The organism is Myxococcus sp. XM-1-1-1 (assembly GCF_020037095.1).
GTDB lineage: Bacteria > Myxococcota > Myxococcia > Myxococcales > Myxococcaceae > Myxococcus > Myxococcus fulvus.
The window spans coordinates 138,456-156,177 of the sequence record NZ_JAIQDH010000006.1; the positions used below are offsets into that span (position 1 = coordinate 138,456).

The following is a 17,722-nucleotide window of genomic DNA, read 5'->3' on the forward strand; positions in this document are numbered from 1 at the left end:
CCTACTTCTTGAAGTGAATCTTCCCCTTGAGCTGCACCTTGGCGCCGCCCTTGAGGCCCTCCGCGTCCACCGTCAGCGTCGAGCCCGACAGCTCGAACACCTTGCCCCCGCCCTTGAGCTTCGCGCCGCCTGGCGCGGTGAGGGTCACCGTCTTGGCGGACATCGCGAAGTCCTTGCCCACCTTCTCGGAGATGGGCCCCGCGGAGGTGACGGCCACCGCGCCCACGGCCTCCAGGATGAGGTCCTCGCCCGTCTTGAAGTCCGCCAGGCCCGTGGTGAGCACCTTCGCCGCGCCCACGTCCTCGGACTTGGCGCCCTTGAGCAGCTCCACCTTGGCGCCGCCCACCGTCTCCGTCTTCCCGCCGCCCACCGTCTCGACGATGGCCGTCGCCGCGTTGATGGAGAACGCCGCGCCCACGGTGCGCGAGCAGTCCGCGTTGAAGGTCTCCAGCACGTGGTTGGCCAGGACGTTCATCGGTCCGCCGATGGTGTCGCTGCGCTGGCCGTCCACCGTCTGGGAGAAGTTGCCGGTGACGCCCCAGTCGTCCACCGCGCCGACCTGGACCACCTTGGAGCCCGTCGTCTCCAGCACCGCGTTGCTCGTCACGCTGAGCCCCTGGTTGGCGCCGATGTCCACCGACTCGTCGCCTCCCACCAGCGAAGTGGACTGGTCGCCCACCTCCTCCTGCGCGTTGTTGACGATGTCCTCGGAGAGGTCGTGCCCGGTGACGAGCTTGAAGTCCTTGGAGGAGTGGATGAAGAACTCCATGCCCCCGTTGCCGTCCTGGATGCGCACCTCGTTCGTGCTCCCGCCGCCGGGCGAGGTGGCTGACTGGAGCGTGGACTGGGTCCGCTCGTCCGGGAGGGCGTACGGCGGCATCGTCTCCTGGTTGTAGAGCTTCTGCAGGACGACGGGGCGGTCCGGGTCTCCGTCCAGGAAGCCCACCTCCATCTCCCACCCCACGCGCGGCAGGAGCATGCTGCCGCTGGTGTTCTGCTGCTGCACGCGCATCCAGCACGAGGCGGTGTCGTCCACCTTGCCCTCGCGATCCCAATAGAAGTGGACCTTGATGCGCCCGAACTCGTCGACGTGGATCTCCTCGCCCGGCGGGCCGGTGACGACCGCGCTCTCCTTGCCCCACACGCGCGGGCGCGGGGTGCGCCGCGGGGGGCGGAAGTCGGCGCCCGCCGAGGGGATGGCCCGCACGCGGGTGCCGAAGCGGGTGGACTCCCCGTCGTCCGCCTGGACCAGCGCGTAGTCGTGGGTGACCTGCAGGAGCAGGTACTCCTGGCAGAGGAAGGAGGGCAGGGCGTCGAGCAGGGAGAACAGGCGCCCGGGCTGGAGCCGGAAGCTGTTGCTGCGCGCCTCCAGGACCATCCGCTCCTGCACCAGCCCGCTCAGGCGGTTGCGCGCGCGGCGGACGCCATCCGAGGGGCTGGAGAAGGAGCCCGGGTATTCGTAGCGCGGGAAGTCCGCCTCACTGGAGCGCTCCTCGGCCTCCAGCGGCTCGCTGGGGCTGCGCCAGTTCCAGTCCCGCGTGGTGTACAGGCCGTGCACCAGTCGCGAGGTGAAGGTGAGCTCCGCCACGCGCTCGTCCTCCGCGTGGATGAGCGAGTCGCGCGTGAAGCCGAGCGCGGGCGTCCCCAGGATGGGCTCGTGGGCGGAAGGGGCGTCCGCGAGCTTCAGCACGTGCTCGGTGGGCAGGTGCTCGAACCAGAAGAAGATGCCCTCGTCCTCCAGCAGCCGGAGCACGAAGTCCAGGTCGCTCTCCTTCCACTGGGTGCAGTACTCCCGCTTCATGTAATCGCGGGACAGGTGCCACTCGGTGGACTCGGCCGGAAGGCCCGCCTTCTCCAGGACGGCCTGGATGATCTCCACCGCCGTCATGTCCTGGAATATCTGGCTGCGGCTGCGGTAGCGCAGGCCGTGCAGCCGGGGCCGCAGGCGCAGCCGGTAGACGAAGCCATGGGTCGCCAGCCTGGAGCGGTACTCCGCCTCCTCCACGACGCCGTGGAAGCAGCGCTCCTCGAAGCTGCCCTCCGAGAAGGTGGGGGAGAGCCTCAGCGTCCCCGCCGTCCCGATGAGGGCCGTCAGGTCCAGATCCGGATCATCACAGGCGAACTCGAGCTCCACGTCGAAGAGCTCGGACAATCCCTCGCGAGCCGTGGCCCGCAACACGATGGCTTCCGCGGGAAGGCTCGCATGGTCGATATGGGCACGCACCTCCATGCTGTCTCCCCCTCGTCGTTCAGGATGTCAGTCTCAAGGACATCCTTGCCCATATGCAACTCCATGTGGCGCGGTCGCCCTCATCCCTGGCGGCCAACACCTCCCTGGGTGGGGTGAACGCGGACGGTGTGAAGTCTTCGGTCACAAGTCCGCGACCCGTACTCCTGGAGGACCCGTGGAGGCTGGCGGCGACCCCCTCTAGACGAGCGCTCGATGCGCTGACGGACCCCTGGTGAAGCGTGAGCCCTCGCACTTTCCGTGAACAGTGGCGGGAGATAATTCCCGCGAAAATGTCGCGTCGTCATGCGTCAATGACATCCCGGACGCTGGCTGTGCCCTGTCTTGAACTGAAAGGGGTGGCTGTGGCACGTTGTGAGCGATTCTGCTGGCGCGCAGCGACTTTCAGAGAGGATGCCATGCCGGTTAGTGGGGGGGGCTTCGGCCCACGGGCGCGGGTTTGCGTCGGGGGGTTCCCGGGAGTGACATTGCTCTGGGGGCTGCTCGCGGGTGCTTGTGCCCACAACCCGCCGCCCCCGGCGGCGTGTGAGCAGCCGCCTCCATTCCTCATCCAGCTGGAGGCCGGCACGCGACTGAACCCGGATGACCAGGGCCGCTCGCTGCCGACGAACATCCAGGTGTACCAGCTCAAGGACTCGCGCCGCTTCGAGGCCGCGGAGTTCCAGGACCTCTGGCAGCGCCCCAAGGAGGTGCTGGAGGAGGACCTGCTCGCCGTGGACGAGCTCACCCTGGAGCCGGGCCAGCGCCTGTCGCGCGAGGTGAACCGCACGCCCAAGGCGGAGTACCTCGCCGTGGTGGGCGTGTTCCGCCGTCCCGCGGGCGTGGTGTGGCGCGACGTGGAGCGGCTGCCCGCGGTGAAGCCGGAGGACTGCCGCCCGGGCGCGCCGCGCGAGACGTCGCTGCGCTTCCTCGTCGAGGACTACCGCGTCGAGGCCCGGGCCGGCGAGGTCCGCAGATGAAGACGCCGCAGCGGGTCGTCTGGTCCGAGGGGATGTTCATGAATCCCCAGCACCTGCAGCAGTCGGACCTCTACCACGAGGGCCTGCTGGCGGCCCGGCTCGGCGCGCTGACGCCCTACGACTGGGGCGTGGTGGAGCAGGAGGTGGACGAGAAGGCGCTCTCCGCCGGCCAGCTCCAGCTGCTGCGCTTCTCCGGCATCCTCCCGGATGGCCTGCCGCTGTCCTTCGAGCGCGGCCAGCCCGAGGCCCCGCAGACACGGCCCATCGAGGAGCACTTCAGCGCCAACAAGCGCTCGCTGGACGTGTACCTGGGCGTGGCGCGCGAGCGCGAGGGCATCGCCAGCTACGGCGCGCCGGACGAGTCCACCACGTCGCCGCGCTTCTCCCTGGTCAACCGCACGGTGCCGGACCTGGCGGCGGCCGAGTCCGTGGTGCCGGTGGCCTTCGCGCAGCGAAACCTCCGGCTGCTCTTCGGCACCGAGCCGCGCGAGGACTACGACGTCATCAAGATCGCGGAGCTGGTGCGCGACAAGACGGGCGGCGTGGCGTTGGCGAGCAACTACATCCCCCCGTGCCTGCGCGTGTCCGCCTCGCCCTTCATCCTGGAGCGCATGCGCAGCATCCTCAAGGCGATGCAGGGCAAGCAGCGGGAGCTGGCGGACGGGCGCCGGCACCGCGACGCCACCGCGCTCGAGTTCACCGCCGGGGACGTGACGAAGTACCTGCAGCTGAGCGCGCTCAACGGGCTCATCCCCCAGGTGGCGCATGTGGTGGAGGTCGCGGACCTCAACCCGCAGATGGTGTACCTGCTGCTGTGCCAGGCGGCGGGTCAGCTCTCCACGTTCTCCGCGGAGGCGGACCCGGGGGACCTGCCCAAGTTCCAGTACACGAACCTGCGCGCCACCTTCGAGGGCCTGTTCCAGGTGCTCCAGAAGCTCCTGGACGTGGTCGCCATCGAGCAGTGCATCACCGTGTCGCTGGAGCCGCGCAAGGACGGCATGCACCTGGGGCGCATCGAGGACGAGCGCTTCCTGAAGTGCTCGCAGTTCATCCTCGCGGTGCGCAGCGACCTGCCCGAGGCGGACGTCGCCAAGAGCCTGCCGGTGCTGTCGAAGATCGCCAACTTCGCGGAGATACGCGACATCATCAAGGCCGCCGCCCCGGGGGTGCCGGTGGAGGTCACCTTCCGCCCGCCCGCCGAGGTGCCGGTGAAGCCGGGCGTCGTGTACTTCTCGCTCGAGAGCGGCGACCCCTACTGGAAGAACGTGATGAGCGAGCAGAACGTGGCCGTGTACCTGCCGCGCCCGTTCGAGCCGTCGAAGACGAAGCTGGAGCTGCTCGCGGTCCCCAAGGGGGGGAGCGGGGGGCCTCCGGCGAAGAAGAACGCCGTCAGTCGTTGAAACAAGGTCGTGCGGGGGGCCGTCCAATCACCGGCGAGCGGCGGTTCGCGGTGAGGCTCCCTGTCGACATGGGGTGGAGGCATCGACAGGATGGACCGGATCAATTCCATCACGCAGGAGTGCTTCGGGGCACTGCTGCAGCTGAGGCAGTTCGGGGACCATGCGCTCCCCTCGGCGGAGCTCGTGCACCGGCAGCTGCGCACGTTCTTCGACCGGCTGCTCAAGCGCGCCGGGGAGCTGGGCTTCAACCAGCAGGACGCGCAGGAGATTGCCTATCCCATCGTCGCGCTCGCCGACGAGCTGGCCCTGGCGCGCGCCGACACCTTCCGGGAGTACTGGCTGGCGAACCTGCTCCAGTTCCACTACTTCCGGGAGAACCGCGCCGGTGACGGGTTCTTCACGCGGCTGGAGGAGGTGCGCAAGGACTCGCAGCGCACCGAAATCCTCCGCGTCTACTACCTGTGCCTCATCTTCGGCTTCAAGGGCCGCTTCCGGGTGCGGGGCGGCGAGCTGGAGCTGATGCAGCTCACCGAGACGCTCCAGCGGGAGCTGGCCCGCACGCACAAGTTCGACACCGAGACGCTCTCCCCCCATGGAGACCGGCCGCCCGACAGCGCGGTGAGCGCCAAGCGCACGCTGCCCTTGTTGGCCATTTCCGCCGCCGCGGTGGTCTTCGCGCTGCTGGTCTACACGGGCCTGCGCATCGGCCTGTCCAGCAGCGTGTCCTCCCTCGTCGAGGAGGTCGCGGCCTCCTCTCCCCAGCAGCCCTAGGACGCTCGCGATGCTGCTGCTCACCTTGTTCATCGCGGTCTTCATCGTCATGGTGTGGACCGTCGTCATCCTCTTCAGCCTGCCGCTGTGGGGCGCCATCGTCCCCACCGTGCTGCTGGTGGCCATCGTCATCGGCGCGTACCTGTACCAGCGCCACCTGGCGTCGAAGGCCGCGCGCGACATCGAGCGGGAGCTGGGCGTGCAGGCGGACGCCCAGCTGCAGAACGTGCGGCCGGATCAGCAGGAGGAGATCCAGGCCATGCAGGCCGAGTTCTCCAAGGCGCTCCAGTCGCTCAAGTCCTCGAAGCTCGCGCGAGCGCGGCAGGGCAAGGACGCGCTGTCGGTGCTGCCCTGGTACATGATCATCGGCCCGCCGGGCTCCGGGAAGAGCACGGCGCTGCGCAACTCGGGCATCCAGTTCCCCTACCTGTCGGCGCGCGGCGGCGGCGTGAAGGGCGTGGGCGGCACGCGCAACTGCGAGTGGTGGCTCACCAACGAGGGCGTCATCCTCGACACGGCCGGCCGCTACACCACGGAGGACGATGACCGCGAGGAGTGGCTGAGCTTCCTCGACATGCTCAAGCGCAACCGACCGCGCAAGCCCGTCAACGGGCTGGTGGTGGCGGTGAGCGTGGGGGAGCTCATCGGCATCGACGAGGAGCAGACGGTGCAGCTCGCGCAGACCATCCGCGAGCGCGTGGACGAGGTGATGGAGCGGTTGAAGATGATCGTCCCCGTCTACGTGATGTTCACCAAGTGCGACCTGCTCGCGGGCTTCGTGGACCTCTTCGGCGACCTGGCGAAGGCGGAGCGCGGGCAGATCTGGGGCTTCACGCTGCGGCCCGAGGACGCGCGCGAGGCCATCGGCGAGACGTTCGCCGCGCGCTTCGACGAGCTGGCGGAGGTGGTGGAGCAGCGCTCCATCGTGCGCCTGGGCTCGGAGCGGCACCCCGAGACGCGCGAGCGCATCTTCCGCTTCCCCCAGCAGTTCGAGGGGCTGCGCGGCAACCTCATCGAGTTCGTGCAGGCGCTGTTCGCGGAGAACGTCTACGCGGACACACCGGTGATGCGCGGGGTGTACTTCACCAGCGGCACGCAGGAAGGCAGCCCCATCGACCGGGTGATGAACAAGATGGCGGAGGCCTTCGGCATCCGCCGCACCACCACGCCCTCGGGCAGCCGCCCCGCGGTGGAGTCCCGCTCCTACTTCCTGCGGGACATGTTCGCGGACGTGGTGTTCCCGGACCAGAACCTGGCGATGCGCAGCTCCGCGGAGGTGCAGCGCCAGAAGCGCATGCAGCTGGCCTACGCCGGAGGCTGCCTCGCCGTCGCCCTGCTCATCCTGCTCTTCCCGGCCATCTCCTTCTTCGAGAACCGCAAGTTCATCCAGACGACGCGGGTGATGGCGCAGGCGCTCAAGCTGGAGGAGGCCAACAAGGAGGGCGGCGCCGGGAAGATGGTCGACGCGATGATGCCCATGCGGCAGCAGCTCGACCAGCTGCTCCAGTGGAAGGAGGACGGCCCGCCCACCGGGATGCGCTTCGGCATGTACCGGGGCGACGACCTGCTGGGGCCGCTCGGCGCGTTCTACGGCGCCACCGTGCGCCGCGTGCTGGTGGACCCGGTGCTCACGGGGGACCTCAAGGACGCGAAGGCCTGGGTGGCGAGGTCGCGCGAGGATGAGCGGCCCTCGGCGAACTCATACGCGCTCTACTTTGACCGGCTGAAGCTGCACCTGCTGCTCTCCGGACCGCGCACGCCCCGTGAGCCGGAGCTGGGTGAGGCGGAGCGCGAGTGGATCGTCACCAGCCTCCGGGATCGGTGGGGACGCAAGGCGGGCTTCACCGAGAGCGCCCACCGCACCACGCAGATGGCGAACCACATCGACCTGTACGTGAAGCTGCTGGCGCAGGACCCGGCGCTCGCCTTCACGCGCAACGACCAGGTGGTGCGCGACGTGCGCGTGGTGCTGGACCGGCTGCCGTTCTCCGAGCTCGCGCTGGCGCAGCTCATCTCGGAGGTGTCGCGCAAGAAGGATCAGTACGACGTCACCCTCTCCTCGATCCTGGGCAGCTCCGCCCAGCACATCAAGGACGGCCATGTGAAGGAGCCCCATGACCCCCCCGGGCGCGTGCGCGCCGCCTTCACGCGCAGGGCATGGGAGAAGGTCGTGGCGCCCAGGCTGGAGCACCCGCTGCAGGGCGCGGACATCTGGGTCCTGGACAAGGACGCCGACTCCACCAACGAAATCGAGCTGGCGCGCCAGGAGCGGGCGCTGCGCTCCGCCTACTACAAGCAGTACATCGAGGAGTGGCAGGAGTTCCTCAGCAAGCTGAGCATGAAGGCGCCCACGGACACGACGGTGGCGCTGGCCATGCTGGAGGACCTCACTCGTGGCGAGCCTCCTCTGCTGGGAAAGCTCTTCCGCGCCGTGGCCTTCAACGTGCGGCTGGGCGGCGAGCAGGCGGAGGGCAAGTCCGACGCGGAGGGCATGCTCGACAAGCTCAAGCAGAAGCTGGGCCCCAAGGGGAAGGCCATCGAGAAGGGTGCCCGGTATGTCAGTGGCAAGCTGGGCGAGGACGAGGAGCCGGCAGACGACTCCAGGGAGGAAGCGCGCGACTACGCCGCGGACGACGTGGAGCCGGCCTTCGCGGGCCTCTTGAAGTTCGGCGCCGCGCCACCGCAGGCCAAGGGGCCCGATGCGCCTCCTCCCGAGGCCATCCCCCTGGACATCTACCAGGAGCAGTTGCAGTTCCTTCGCGACGCGCAGCGCGCCTCCATGGAGAGCCAGTCGGAGACGGCCGCGATGATGACGCGGGTGCAGACGGCGCGCGTGAGCATCCAGACGCTCATCAATGCGCAGGAGGGGTGGCGCCCGCTCATCCATTCGCTGCTGTGGCCGCCCATCGAGGCCATCTCCGAGTTGACCATCCGCGAGCAGGGCGGCAAGGCGAGCGACCAGTGGTGCAGTGAGGTGGCCAATGCCTTCAAGCAGAAGCTGGCGGGACACTACCCCTTCAACCGCAACGGGCAGGACGCGGCGGTGGCGGACGTGGGGGACTTCTATCGCTTCGAGTCCGGCACGCTGTGGGGCTTCTACGGCGGCGTGCTCAAGAGCCACGTCGAGCAGTCGGGGACGCGCTTCAAGTTCGTCACGCGCGCGGGCCGCGCGGGCGGCAACATGTACTACGGCTCCGTGCTCTCCTTCCTCGCGCGCTCGCGGGAGATCTCCGAATCACTCTTCGCCCCGCGTGACGCCGAGCCGGGCGTGAAGTTCGCCTTTCACATCCGCCCCTCGCCGAAGCTGTCCTCCATCCGCTTCACGGTGGACGGACAGACGGTCGAGTACAACAACGGCCCCGAGGAGTGGCACAACTTCGAGTGGCCGGGGAAGGGCGGCAAGTCGGTGGGGGCCACCATCCGCGTGCGCAACAACCAGGGCAAGACGGAGACGCTCGAGCAGGAGGGCGAGTGGGGCCTGTTCCGCCTGATGGAGGAGGGCACGCCGAGTGTCGCGGGCGCCGGGCGGACGTTCTCGGTGACGTGGGCGATGCCCTCGCTGGACACCGAGGTCATCATCGACTTCCGGCCGACGCGCAGCGCCTCGCCGTTCTTCGGCGTGTCCCCGGGCCGCACCCCCAAGATGATGCAGCCATTCCGCGCGCCGGGGATGAGTCCTCCACGCGTCATCGCGAAGGGAGGCGTGGGATGCTCGGGGTAGTCGGCCGCAACCAGGTGGCGCTGTTGGGCAAGGCGCCGTGTCAGGGCGACTTCATCCGCTGGAACGCGGCGGATGCGGTGTCACAGGCCTTCCACCGGTGGCTGGAGGAGTCGCACGAGGCGGTGCGGCGCGCCAACACCCAGCTGCCCTCGGAGCCCACGTGCTTCGTCTTCACCATGCCCGGCGGACGCCAGGCCCTGGTGGGCACGCTGGCGACGAGCACGGACAAGGTGGGGCGCGTCTTCCCGCTCGCCGTGTACGTCGCCGTCGACGCGGCGGGCGCGGCGGAGCAGTTCCCCTCGATTCCCGACAGCTTCCGGGCCTTCTTCGCCGCCGGCGCGCGCCTGCTCGCCGACGCCGCGACGCTGTCCGCCAGCGAGCTGGAGTCTCGGGTGGAGGCGCTCTCGGCCGTGTCCTCCGCGGACACAATGGGCGCGAGCGCGCAGCGCCGACGCCTGGAGTCGAGCCCCGCGGGGCCGCTCGTCCAGCGACTGCAGGGCGACGGCGCCGCGCCCGGCGTGGCCTACTACGCGTTCAACACCTTCCTGAAGGCCTGCCAGGCCGAGCGCGGCAAGGAGCCCGCGAAGCCGGGCGTGACACTGGAGTGTCCGTTCCCGGAGGCGCTCGGGCCCTTCTGCTGGGCGGAGCTGGCGAAGCGGCAGCTGGGCTGGCGCTCGATGCCTCCGGCGATGTTCTGGCACCTGGGGCCGTCGCCACGGCTGCTGCTGTCCATCGGCACGCCGGGCGTCGCGCTGCTGATGCACCTGGCGAAGCCCGAGCACTCCAGCATGAAGGTGTGGCCGCTGCTCACCCGGCAGCAGTCCGCCATCGACAGCGCGCAGAAGGCGCTCACCCCCGCGAGACGGCAGGCGCTCGAGGACCCCACCACCCCGGTGGAGTCGCTGCTCGCCGCGTTCGGGACCTGAGCACGAAGGCCGCACGGCGAAAGGAGGGCGGATGGCGATGACGTTGGAGCAGCTCAAGCAGCGCGCGAAGGAGTGGTTGGAGCCGGTGTCGGCGGCGTCGCCCGCGGGCAAGGCGGCCAAGTCGGAGCCGGGCTACCTGGCCGTGCTCGCGGAGGTGGCCAAGCTGGAGGCCGTCACCGGTGGCGCCGTCGACTGGGCGCTCGTCCTGGACTCCAGCGGCAAGGTGCTCCAGACCAGCTCGAAGGACCTGCGCATCGCCACGTACCTGGCCCAGGGCCTGTACCAGACGCAGGGCCTGGACGGGCTCGCCACGGGCCTCGTCGTCGTCTCCGAGCTGATGGACCGCTACTGGCCGGAGCTCTTCCCGGAGCTGACGCGCATGCGCGGCCGCTCCAACGCGGTGACGTGGCTGGTGGAGCGCGCGTCCAATCAGCTGCCCTCGCTGGAGGTGGGCGCGTCGGACCGCGAGCGCGTGGAGGCGCTCGACGTCGCGGCCAGGCGCCTGGCGGAGGTGGCGCGCCAGAAGTTCGAGACCAACGGGCCCGCGATGCGCCCGCTGCTGGAGAGCGTCCAGCGCCTGCTCGCGTCGCTGCCCGAGGCCGCGCCGCCCCCGCCGCCCGTCGCACCCGTCACGTACAAGCCCGCACCGGCTCCGAGCGCGCCGACTCCTCCGGCCGTGGCGCCTCCGCCGCCACCGAAGATCGCTCCGGTGGCCGCGCCCGCGGCGGCGATGCCCGAGGTGGGCGCGCTCGCGAGCGCGGAGGGCGCGGTGGACTTCCTGCGTCAGACGGGCACCGCGCTGGCGAGCGCGGCGGGGCTCGTGCGGCGCGCGTCGCCCGCGGAGCCCATGCCCTACCGGCTCCTGCGGGTGGGGCTCTACCTGCACCTGGCCCAGCCGCCTCCGGGGGACGCCAGCGGCAAGACGAGCATCCCCGCGCCGCCCGCCGCGCTGCGGGCCAACCTGGAGCGCATGGCGGCGAACTCGCGCTGGGTGGAGCTGCTCGAGGAGTCCGAGTCGGCGCTCGTCCAGCACCGCTTCTTCCTGGACCCGCACTTCCTCAGCGCCCGGGCGCTGGGCGAGCTGGGACACGCCGCCGCGCGCCAGGCGCTGATGGGCGAACTGGCCTCGTGGCTCAAGCGCATGCCCACCGTCCCGGGGCTGCTCTTCGGCGACGGCACCCCCGTGGCCTCCAATGAGACGCGGACCTGGCTGGACACGGTGCTCGCCACGCCTGTGGCGCCAGCCGTTACACCCGCCTCACGCGACGAGAAGGACGACGCCAGCGCGGACGTGCTCGCCGAGGCGCGCAAGCTATTGGCTGGCGGGAACCCCGCGGGCGCCGTGGGGCTGTTGCAGACCCAGGTGGGCGCTGCGGGCACGGGCCGCAAGCGATTCGTGGCCCGGCTCTCCCTCGCGCGGCTGTGCGCGGCGGCGGGGCAGGCCCCCGTGGCGCGGGCCCTCTATGAGTCTTTGGACCGGGAGTCGGTGACGCACGGGCTGGATGTCTGGGAGCCGGCGCTCGCGGCGGAGTGTCTGGAAGGATGGCTTGCGCTCACGCGGCCTCCTCCAAAGTCGCCGGAGGCGCTGGTGTCTGACTTCACTGCCCGTTATCATCGGCTGTGTCTGCTTGATCCCGGTGCTGCGCTGAAGGTGTCTCTGTGACGGGGGGCAGCGAAGCCATCCCCAACCAGGAGGTCGTGCGGTGAGCAAGGAAGGGTCTGTGGCTCCGAAGGAGCGCGTCAACATCGTCTACAAGTCGGAGACCGGGAATGCGCAGTCGGAGGTCGAGCTGCCGCTCAAGGTCCTCGTGGTGGGCGACTACACCGGTCGTCAGGATGAGCGCCCCGTGGAGGAGCGCGCGCCCATCAACATCGACAAGGGCAACTTCAACGAGGTGATGGCCAAGCAGGGGCTTTCACTGGACGTGAGTGTGCCCAACAAGCTCTCCAACGAGCCGGACGCGTCCATGTCTGTCTCGCTGAAGTTCCAGACGCTGGCGGACTTCACCCCGGAGGGCATCGTCAACCAGGTGCCGGAGCTGCACCAGCTGTTGCAGCTGCGCGCGGCGCTCAACGCGCTGAAGGGCCCGTTGGGCAACGTGCCCGCCTTCCGCAAGAAGATCCAGGCGCTGCTCGGGGACACCGAGGGACGTCAGCGATTGATGGCGGAGCTGGGGCTGGACAAGAAGTCGGAGTAGGGCGGCATTCGCAAACGCACTCAGAAAAGGCGTGACACAGATGAGCACTGAAGCCAAGGCGTTGGCCCCGGTCGAGACCGCCGATGCCGCCCCCTCGCTCCTGGACGAAATCCTGTCCGAGACGAAGATGAAGCCCAACGACGACGGCTACGACGTGGCCCGTCGGGGCGTGCAGGCCTTCATCGCGGAGATGCTGGCCCCGGGCCGGTCGGCCGAGCGCGTGGACAAGGCGCTGGTGGACGCGATGATCGCGGAGGTGGACCAGCGGCTGAGCGCGCAGGTCAACGAGATCCTCCACCACAAGGACCTCCAGTCGCTGGAGTCCGCGTGGCGCTCGCTCAAGTTCCTGGTGGAGCGCACCGACTTCCGGGAGAACGTCCGGGTGGAGGTGCTCAACGCCTCCAAGCAGGACCTGCTCACCGACTTCGAGGACGCGCCCGAGGTGGTGAAGTCCGGCCTGTACCGCACCGTCTACTCCAACGAGTACGGCGTCTTCGGCGGCAAGCCCTACGGCCTGGTGGTGGGCAACTTCGACATCGGCCCGGGCGCGGAGGACCTGACGCTGCTGCGCAGCATCGCCTCCGTGGCGGCCATGTCCCATACGCCCTTCGTGGCCAACGCCTCGCCGGAGTTCTTCGGCCAGCCGTCGTTCCTGGAGCTGCCGGCGCTCAAGGACCTGAAGTCCCTGTTCGAGGGGCCGCAGTACGCGCGCTGGCACTCGTTCCGCGAGAGCGAGGACGCGCGCTACGTGGGCCTGTGCATGCCGCGCTTCCTCTTGCGGCTGCCCTACAGCGAGAAGACGGTGCCGGTGAAGTCGTTCAACTTCACCGAGGACGTGGTCGGCTCGCATGACCGCTACCTGTGGGGCTACGCCTCCACGGCGTTCGCCACGCGCGTGACGGACTCGTTCGCCAAGTTCCGCTGGTGCCCGAACATCATCGGTCCCCAGGCGGGCGGCGCGGTGGAGCAACTGCCCCTGCACCAGTACGAGGCCATGGGGGAGATCCAGACGAAGATCCCCACCGAGGTGCTCCTCACCGAGCGGCGCGAGTACGAGCTGTCGGAGGAGGGCTTCATCGGCCTGGTGTTCCGCAAGGACACGGACAACGCGGCGTTCTTCTCCGCCAACTCCGTGCAGAAGCCCAAGTTCTTCGGCAACAGCCCCGAGGGCAAGGTCGCGGAGACGAACTACCGGCTGGGCACCCAGCTGCCCTACATGTTCATCATGTCCCGCCTGGCGCACTACGTGAAGGTGCTCCAGCGCGAGCAGATCGGCAGCTGGAAGGAGCGCTCGGACCTGGAGCGCGAGCTCAACCAGTGGATCAACCAGTACGTCGCGGACATGGACGACCCGGCGCCGTCCGTGCGCTCGCGCCGTCCGCTGCGCACCGCCCGCATCAAGGTGGAGGACGTGGAGGGGCAGCCGGGCTGGTACCGCTGCAACCTGCAGGTCCGCCCGCACTTCAAGTACATGGGCGCATCCTTCACGCTCTCGCTCGTCGGCAAGCTGGACAAGGAGTGAGCTGAGCGGGCGTGAGACCCGGAGCCGAAGGGTCCTTCCGGTCGCCGTACCCATCAGGGACGGCGGCCACCATGCAGTCCGGAGCCCCGCGGCACGAGGGCTCCTGTTCCACGTCGCAGGCGTCACACCACCAACAAGCAGGGGGAGAGCCACATGGCCGAGACAGTACATCTGTACCTGAAGGCGAACGGGAAGGACATCAAGGGCGCGAGCACGCAGACGAGCCTCGGACGCGAGGACTCCATCGAGTGCGTCTACTACGAGCAGGGTGTCGTCACCGCGCGCGAGGCCGGCTCCGGCATCGCCACGGGCCGCCGCCAGTACCAGCCGCTGCTCATCCGGAAGCGCATCGACAAGGCGACGCCGCTCCTGATGAAGGCGCTGACGAACAACGAGGCCATCGACGCCACGTTCAAGTTCTTCCGCCCCAGCCCCACCGGTGACGGCACCACGGAGCAGTTCTACACGGTGACGTTCTCCAAGGGCCGCGTCGCCAGCGTCAAGCAGGTGGTGGAGAACACCATCGTCCCCGCGACGGCGACCAACCCTCCGCTGGAGGAGGTCTCCTTCGTGTTCCACACCATCAGCTGGACGGTCAGCGAGGGTGGCGTGACGCACGAGGATACGTGGGACAAGCAGCAGTAAGGGGAGCCATGGCGCGTGCTCCCTGGAGGGAGCGCGGGCCAGGGCGGCGAGGCAGGAGGGAGCGACGGGATGGGACGCGGGTTGTTGTCGCGAATCGAGGTGGGGACGGGCTCGGCCGAGCGAGAGCAGGACATGACTGACTCCATTGCCCAACACCTGCGCGTGCTGCTCAACGCGCGCAAGGGCGGCTCGGCCACGGTACCGGGCTTTGGAGTCATGGACTTCACCGACCTGGTGCACACCTTCCCCACGGCCATCCAGACGCTCCAGTCGGCCATCCGCGCGACGGTGTTGGAGTTCGAGCCGCGCATCCAGCACGTGAGCGTGCGCCACGTCCCGGACGTGGACCCGCTGCTCTTGCGCTTCGAAATCACCGCGCAGCCCGCGGGCAAGGGCGCGCGGGGGATGCTCCGCTTCCGGACGCAGATGTCGCCGGGAGGCAAGGTCGAGGTCTGGTAAGCGAACCGGTACGGCGGGGGAGTCGCGGTGTTCAGCAAGTACTACCAGAGCGAGCTCACATATCTGCGGGAGATGGGCCGCGCGTTCGGCACCGTCAACCCGGCGCTGGCCGGGCTCCTGGTGGAGCGCGGTGGCGACCCGGACGTGGAGCGGCTCCTGGAGGGGTTCGCGTTCCTGACGGCGCGCGTGCGCGAGCGCATCGACGGCGCGGTGCCGGAGGTGATTCACGGGCTGACGGAGCTGCTCCTGCCGCACTACCTGCGGGTGGTGCCGGCGTGCTCGGTGGTGGAGTTCACGCCCCACGCGCGCCTGTTGCGCGGCCGCTCCCGGATTGCGGCGGGGACGGAGGTGGGCGCCAAGCCCGTGGACGGCACCGTCTGCACCTTCCGCACGACGCGCGCGGTGGACCTGCTGCCGCTGACGCTGACGGAGACGACGCTGGACCAGTCCTCGCCCGCGGCGCCCGTGCTGCGCGCGCAGCTGCAGCTGGTGGAGCAGGGCCGGGCGGAGATCTTCACGGAGGAGGGCCTGTCGCTGTTCCTCCACGCGGAGCTGCCGGTGGCGTCCATGCTGCTGGTGTGGCTCTTGCGCCATTGCAAGGGCGTGGTGCTGCGCAACCCTGCGGGCGGTCCGTCCGTGCGGCTGGGACCGGAGTGCATCCGCGCCACGGGCCTGGAGGCGGGCAACTCGCTGTGGCCCTGGCCGGCCACGGTGCCGGAGGGCTACCGGCTCCTGCAGGAGTACTTCACGCTGCCGCAGAAGTTCCTCTTCATCGACGTGAAGGGGCTGCAGGCGGCCAGCGAGCTGACCGGCCAGAAGCTGGAGCTGCTCTTCGAGTTCGAGCGGCCGCCCACGCTGCCCGGGCGCCTGCCCAAGGACGTCTTCCGGCTGCACTGCGCGCCGGTGGTCAACCTCTTCGCCGCGTCCGCGGACCCGGTGCGCACCGGCTCCCTGGGCCACGAGCACCTGGTGCGCGCCTCGGGCGTGGAGCCGGGGCACATGGAGGTGTACTCGGTGGACTCCGTCACGGGGCTGCCGCAGGGCCGCACCGAGCGCCAGCAGTACCGGCCGTACTTCGACTTCGCGCACGCCACGGGCGACGCGTCGCGCTTCTATCGGCTGCACCATGCCCTGTCGCCGCTGGATGACGCGATGGACGTCTCGCTGTCGCTGGGCAGCCCGCGCGACGCGACGCCGTCGCTGGCGGATGAGACGCTGTCCATCGAGCTGACGTGCACCAACCGCTCGCTGCCCTCGCGGCTGCAGGTGGGGGACTTGAGCGTGCCCACCGCGGCGTCGCCCACCACGGCGCGCTTTCGCAACATCGTCGCGGTGACGCGGCCGTCCAGGCCGCCCATGGGCTCGGAGCTGCACTGGCGGCTGCTCTCCCACCTGAGCCTCAACCAGCGCTCGCTGCTGGAGCCCGGCGCGCTGCAGTCGATGCTGGCGCTCTACAACTTCCAGGCGACGGCGGACCAGTCCACCGCGCGCGCCAACGAGCTGCGCGTGGGCGCGCTGCGGGAGGTGAGGGGACAGCCGCTGACGCGCTTCCTCCAGGGCGCCCCCGTGCGAGGCGTGCAGGTGACGGTGGAGCTGGACGAGGCGGGCTTCACGGGCCCGGGGGACGCGTTCCTCTTCGGCTGCGTGCTCGACGAGCTGTTCGCCTCGCACGTGAGCCTCAACTCCTTCAGCGAGCTCGTGCTGCGCCTCCAACCCTCTCGACTGGAGTACCGGTGGCTTCCCCGGAACGGCCGACAGACGATCTGCTGAAGGCCGTCCAGCGCTTGAGCGAACGCCCCGGGCAGTGGGCCTTCAGGCCGCTGGTGGCGCTGCTGGAGCGGCTGACGTCGGAGGCGGTGCCCGTGGGCGGCACGGGGCCCGTCGTGGAGGAGGCCATCCGCTTCCGGCATGACCCGTCGCTCACCTTCAGCGCGGGGGACGTCAGCCGCATCCGCGTCGTGCCCCCGTCGGGCGAGCTGGGTGGCTCCTCGCACGTGGTGGAGGTGATGACCACGTTCCTGGGGCTCACCGGCGCCGTGTCGCCGCTGCCGGACTACATCCCGGAGGAGATTGCCCAGGAGGACCCGGACTCCGCGCGCCGGCGCGACTTCCTGGACCTGTTCCATCACCGGCTGCTGTCGCTCTTGTACCGGGCGCTGTCGCGCTACTCGCTGCAGGCGGAGACGACGCGGGAGGGCAGCGACGTCTGGTCCCAGCGGCTGTTGTCGCTGGCGGGGCTGGACACCTACGAGCGGCCGTACCCGGGCGCGCTGTCGTCCGCGCAGCTGTTGCGCCTGGCTCCGCTGCTCGCCGCCCGCGCGCGCACGGCGGGCACGCTGGAGCTGGCGCTGACGGACGTGCTGGCGCCCGTGCTGGGCGAGGCGAAGGTGTCGCTGCGTCAGTTCTCCGGCCACTGGGTGGACATCGAGGCGGACAACCGGATGCGGCTGGGGCGGACGAACACGAACCTGAGCCGCACCGCGCTGCTCGGCTCCAGGATGTTCGACCGCTCGGGCAGCTTCGACATCCACATCGCGCCGCTGGAGGGGGACGTCTACCGGCGGCTGATGCCTGAGGGGGACTTGTCCCCGGTGGTGCGCGAGGTGGTGGACCTGGTCGTGAGGGACCCGCTCGACTGCTCGCTGGTGCTGGGCGTGCGCGAGGCGGAGCTGCCGCGCTTCCGTCTGGCGACGCAGTCCCCCTCGCGGCTGGGCCACGACTGCTACCTGGGGCAGCGCCGGAGCGACACGCGCCTGCGCCTGCGCACCGTGCCACTGCCGGCCGCCCCCCGGCGCGCCGCGCCGCCTTCGCCGTCATGACGCCGTCCTTCCGGTGTTCCCACCCGCCGCCAGCCAAACCCCTGGAGCGTAATC

At 69.8% G+C, this 17,722-nt stretch carries 13 protein-coding genes; 12 read left to right on the forward strand and 1 reads right to left on the reverse strand.

The genetic code is table 11. The annotated features are described in order from the left end of the window. Position 1 precedes the first annotated feature (1 nt). A complete protein-coding gene (locus tag K8640_RS14450) occupies positions 2 to 2,230 on the reverse strand; it encodes a type VI secretion system Vgr family protein (protein WP_223747564.1) in 2,229 nt (742 codons plus the stop codon). 479 nt (positions 2,231 to 2,709) lie between these two features. On the opposite strand from K8640_RS14450, the gene tssJ reads away from it, so the two are divergent. The 12 genes from tssJ to tssG all read left to right on the forward strand — a co-directional run bounded on the left by tssJ (position 2,710) and on the right by tssG (position 17,668). Then, positions 2,710 to 3,207 carry a type VI secretion system lipoprotein TssJ gene (tssJ, locus tag K8640_RS14455; RefSeq protein ID WP_223747565.1) on the forward strand — a complete coding sequence of 166 codons (498 nt, stop codon included), beginning with the start codon at positions 2,710 to 2,712 and terminating at the stop codon, positions 3,205 to 3,207. Beyond that, a complete protein-coding gene (gene tssK, locus K8640_RS14460; RefSeq protein ID WP_223747566.1) occupies positions 3,204 to 4,607 on the forward strand; it encodes a type VI secretion system baseplate subunit TssK in 1,404 nt (467 codons plus the stop codon). The genes tssJ and tssK overlap by 4 nt, the downstream gene beginning before the upstream one ends. Positions 4,608 to 4,697: 90 nt before the next feature. After that, positions 4,698 to 5,378, forward strand: a complete 681-nt coding sequence (locus K8640_RS14465; protein WP_223747567.1) for a DotU family type IV/VI secretion system protein — start codon at positions 4,698 to 4,700, stop codon at positions 5,376 to 5,378. 10 nt (positions 5,379 to 5,388) lie between these two features. Beyond that, the gene (gene tssM / locus K8640_RS14470) at positions 5,389 to 9,099 is read left to right on the forward strand and encodes a type VI secretion system membrane subunit TssM (RefSeq protein WP_223747568.1); all 3,711 of its coding nucleotides are present in this window, start codon (positions 5,389 to 5,391) and stop codon (positions 9,097 to 9,099) included. After that, positions 9,087 to 10,025, forward strand: a complete 939-nt coding sequence (gene tagF / locus K8640_RS14475) for a type VI secretion system-associated protein TagF (protein ID WP_141326393.1) — start codon at positions 9,087 to 9,089, stop codon at positions 10,023 to 10,025. Before tssM ends, tagF begins: the two co-directional genes overlap by 13 nt. 31 nt (positions 10,026 to 10,056) lie before the next feature. Next, positions 10,057 to 11,688 carry a type VI secretion system protein TssA gene (gene tssA / locus K8640_RS14480; protein WP_223747569.1) on the forward strand — a complete coding sequence of 544 codons (1,632 nt, stop codon included), beginning with the start codon at positions 10,057 to 10,059 and terminating at the stop codon, positions 11,686 to 11,688. Between the two features lie 58 nt (positions 11,689 to 11,746). Beyond that, the gene (gene tssB / locus K8640_RS14485) at positions 11,747 to 12,223 is read left to right on the forward strand and encodes a type VI secretion system contractile sheath small subunit (protein ID WP_223747570.1); all 477 of its coding nucleotides are present in this window, start codon (positions 11,747 to 11,749) and stop codon (positions 12,221 to 12,223) included. A 40-nt stretch (positions 12,224 to 12,263) separates the two neighbouring features. Beyond that, the gene (gene tssC / locus K8640_RS14490) at positions 12,264 to 13,745 is read left to right on the forward strand and encodes a type VI secretion system contractile sheath large subunit (RefSeq protein ID WP_141326399.1); all 1,482 of its coding nucleotides are present in this window, start codon (positions 12,264 to 12,266) and stop codon (positions 13,743 to 13,745) included. Between the two features lie 153 nt (positions 13,746 to 13,898). Further along, complete coding sequence (gene tssD, locus K8640_RS14495; protein WP_046714479.1) at positions 13,899 to 14,390, forward strand: type VI secretion system tube protein TssD; 492 nt, start codon at positions 13,899 to 13,901, stop codon at positions 14,388 to 14,390. A 69-nt stretch (positions 14,391 to 14,459) separates the two neighbouring features. Beyond that, the gene (gene tssE, locus K8640_RS14500) at positions 14,460 to 14,849 is read left to right on the forward strand and encodes a type VI secretion system baseplate subunit TssE (RefSeq protein ID WP_141326401.1); all 390 of its coding nucleotides are present in this window, start codon (positions 14,460 to 14,462) and stop codon (positions 14,847 to 14,849) included. 27 nt (positions 14,850 to 14,876) lie between these two features. After that, positions 14,877 to 16,619, forward strand: a complete 1,743-nt coding sequence (gene tssF, locus K8640_RS14505; protein WP_223747571.1) for a type VI secretion system baseplate subunit TssF — start codon at positions 14,877 to 14,879, stop codon at positions 16,617 to 16,619. A gap of 14 nt (positions 16,620 to 16,633) precedes the next feature. After that, positions 16,634 to 17,668: a type VI secretion system baseplate subunit TssG gene (gene tssG / locus K8640_RS14510; RefSeq protein WP_223747572.1), complete on the forward strand. Its 1,035-nt coding sequence runs from the start codon at positions 16,634 to 16,636 to the stop codon at positions 17,666 to 17,668. Positions 17,669 to 17,722 lie beyond the last annotated feature (54 nt).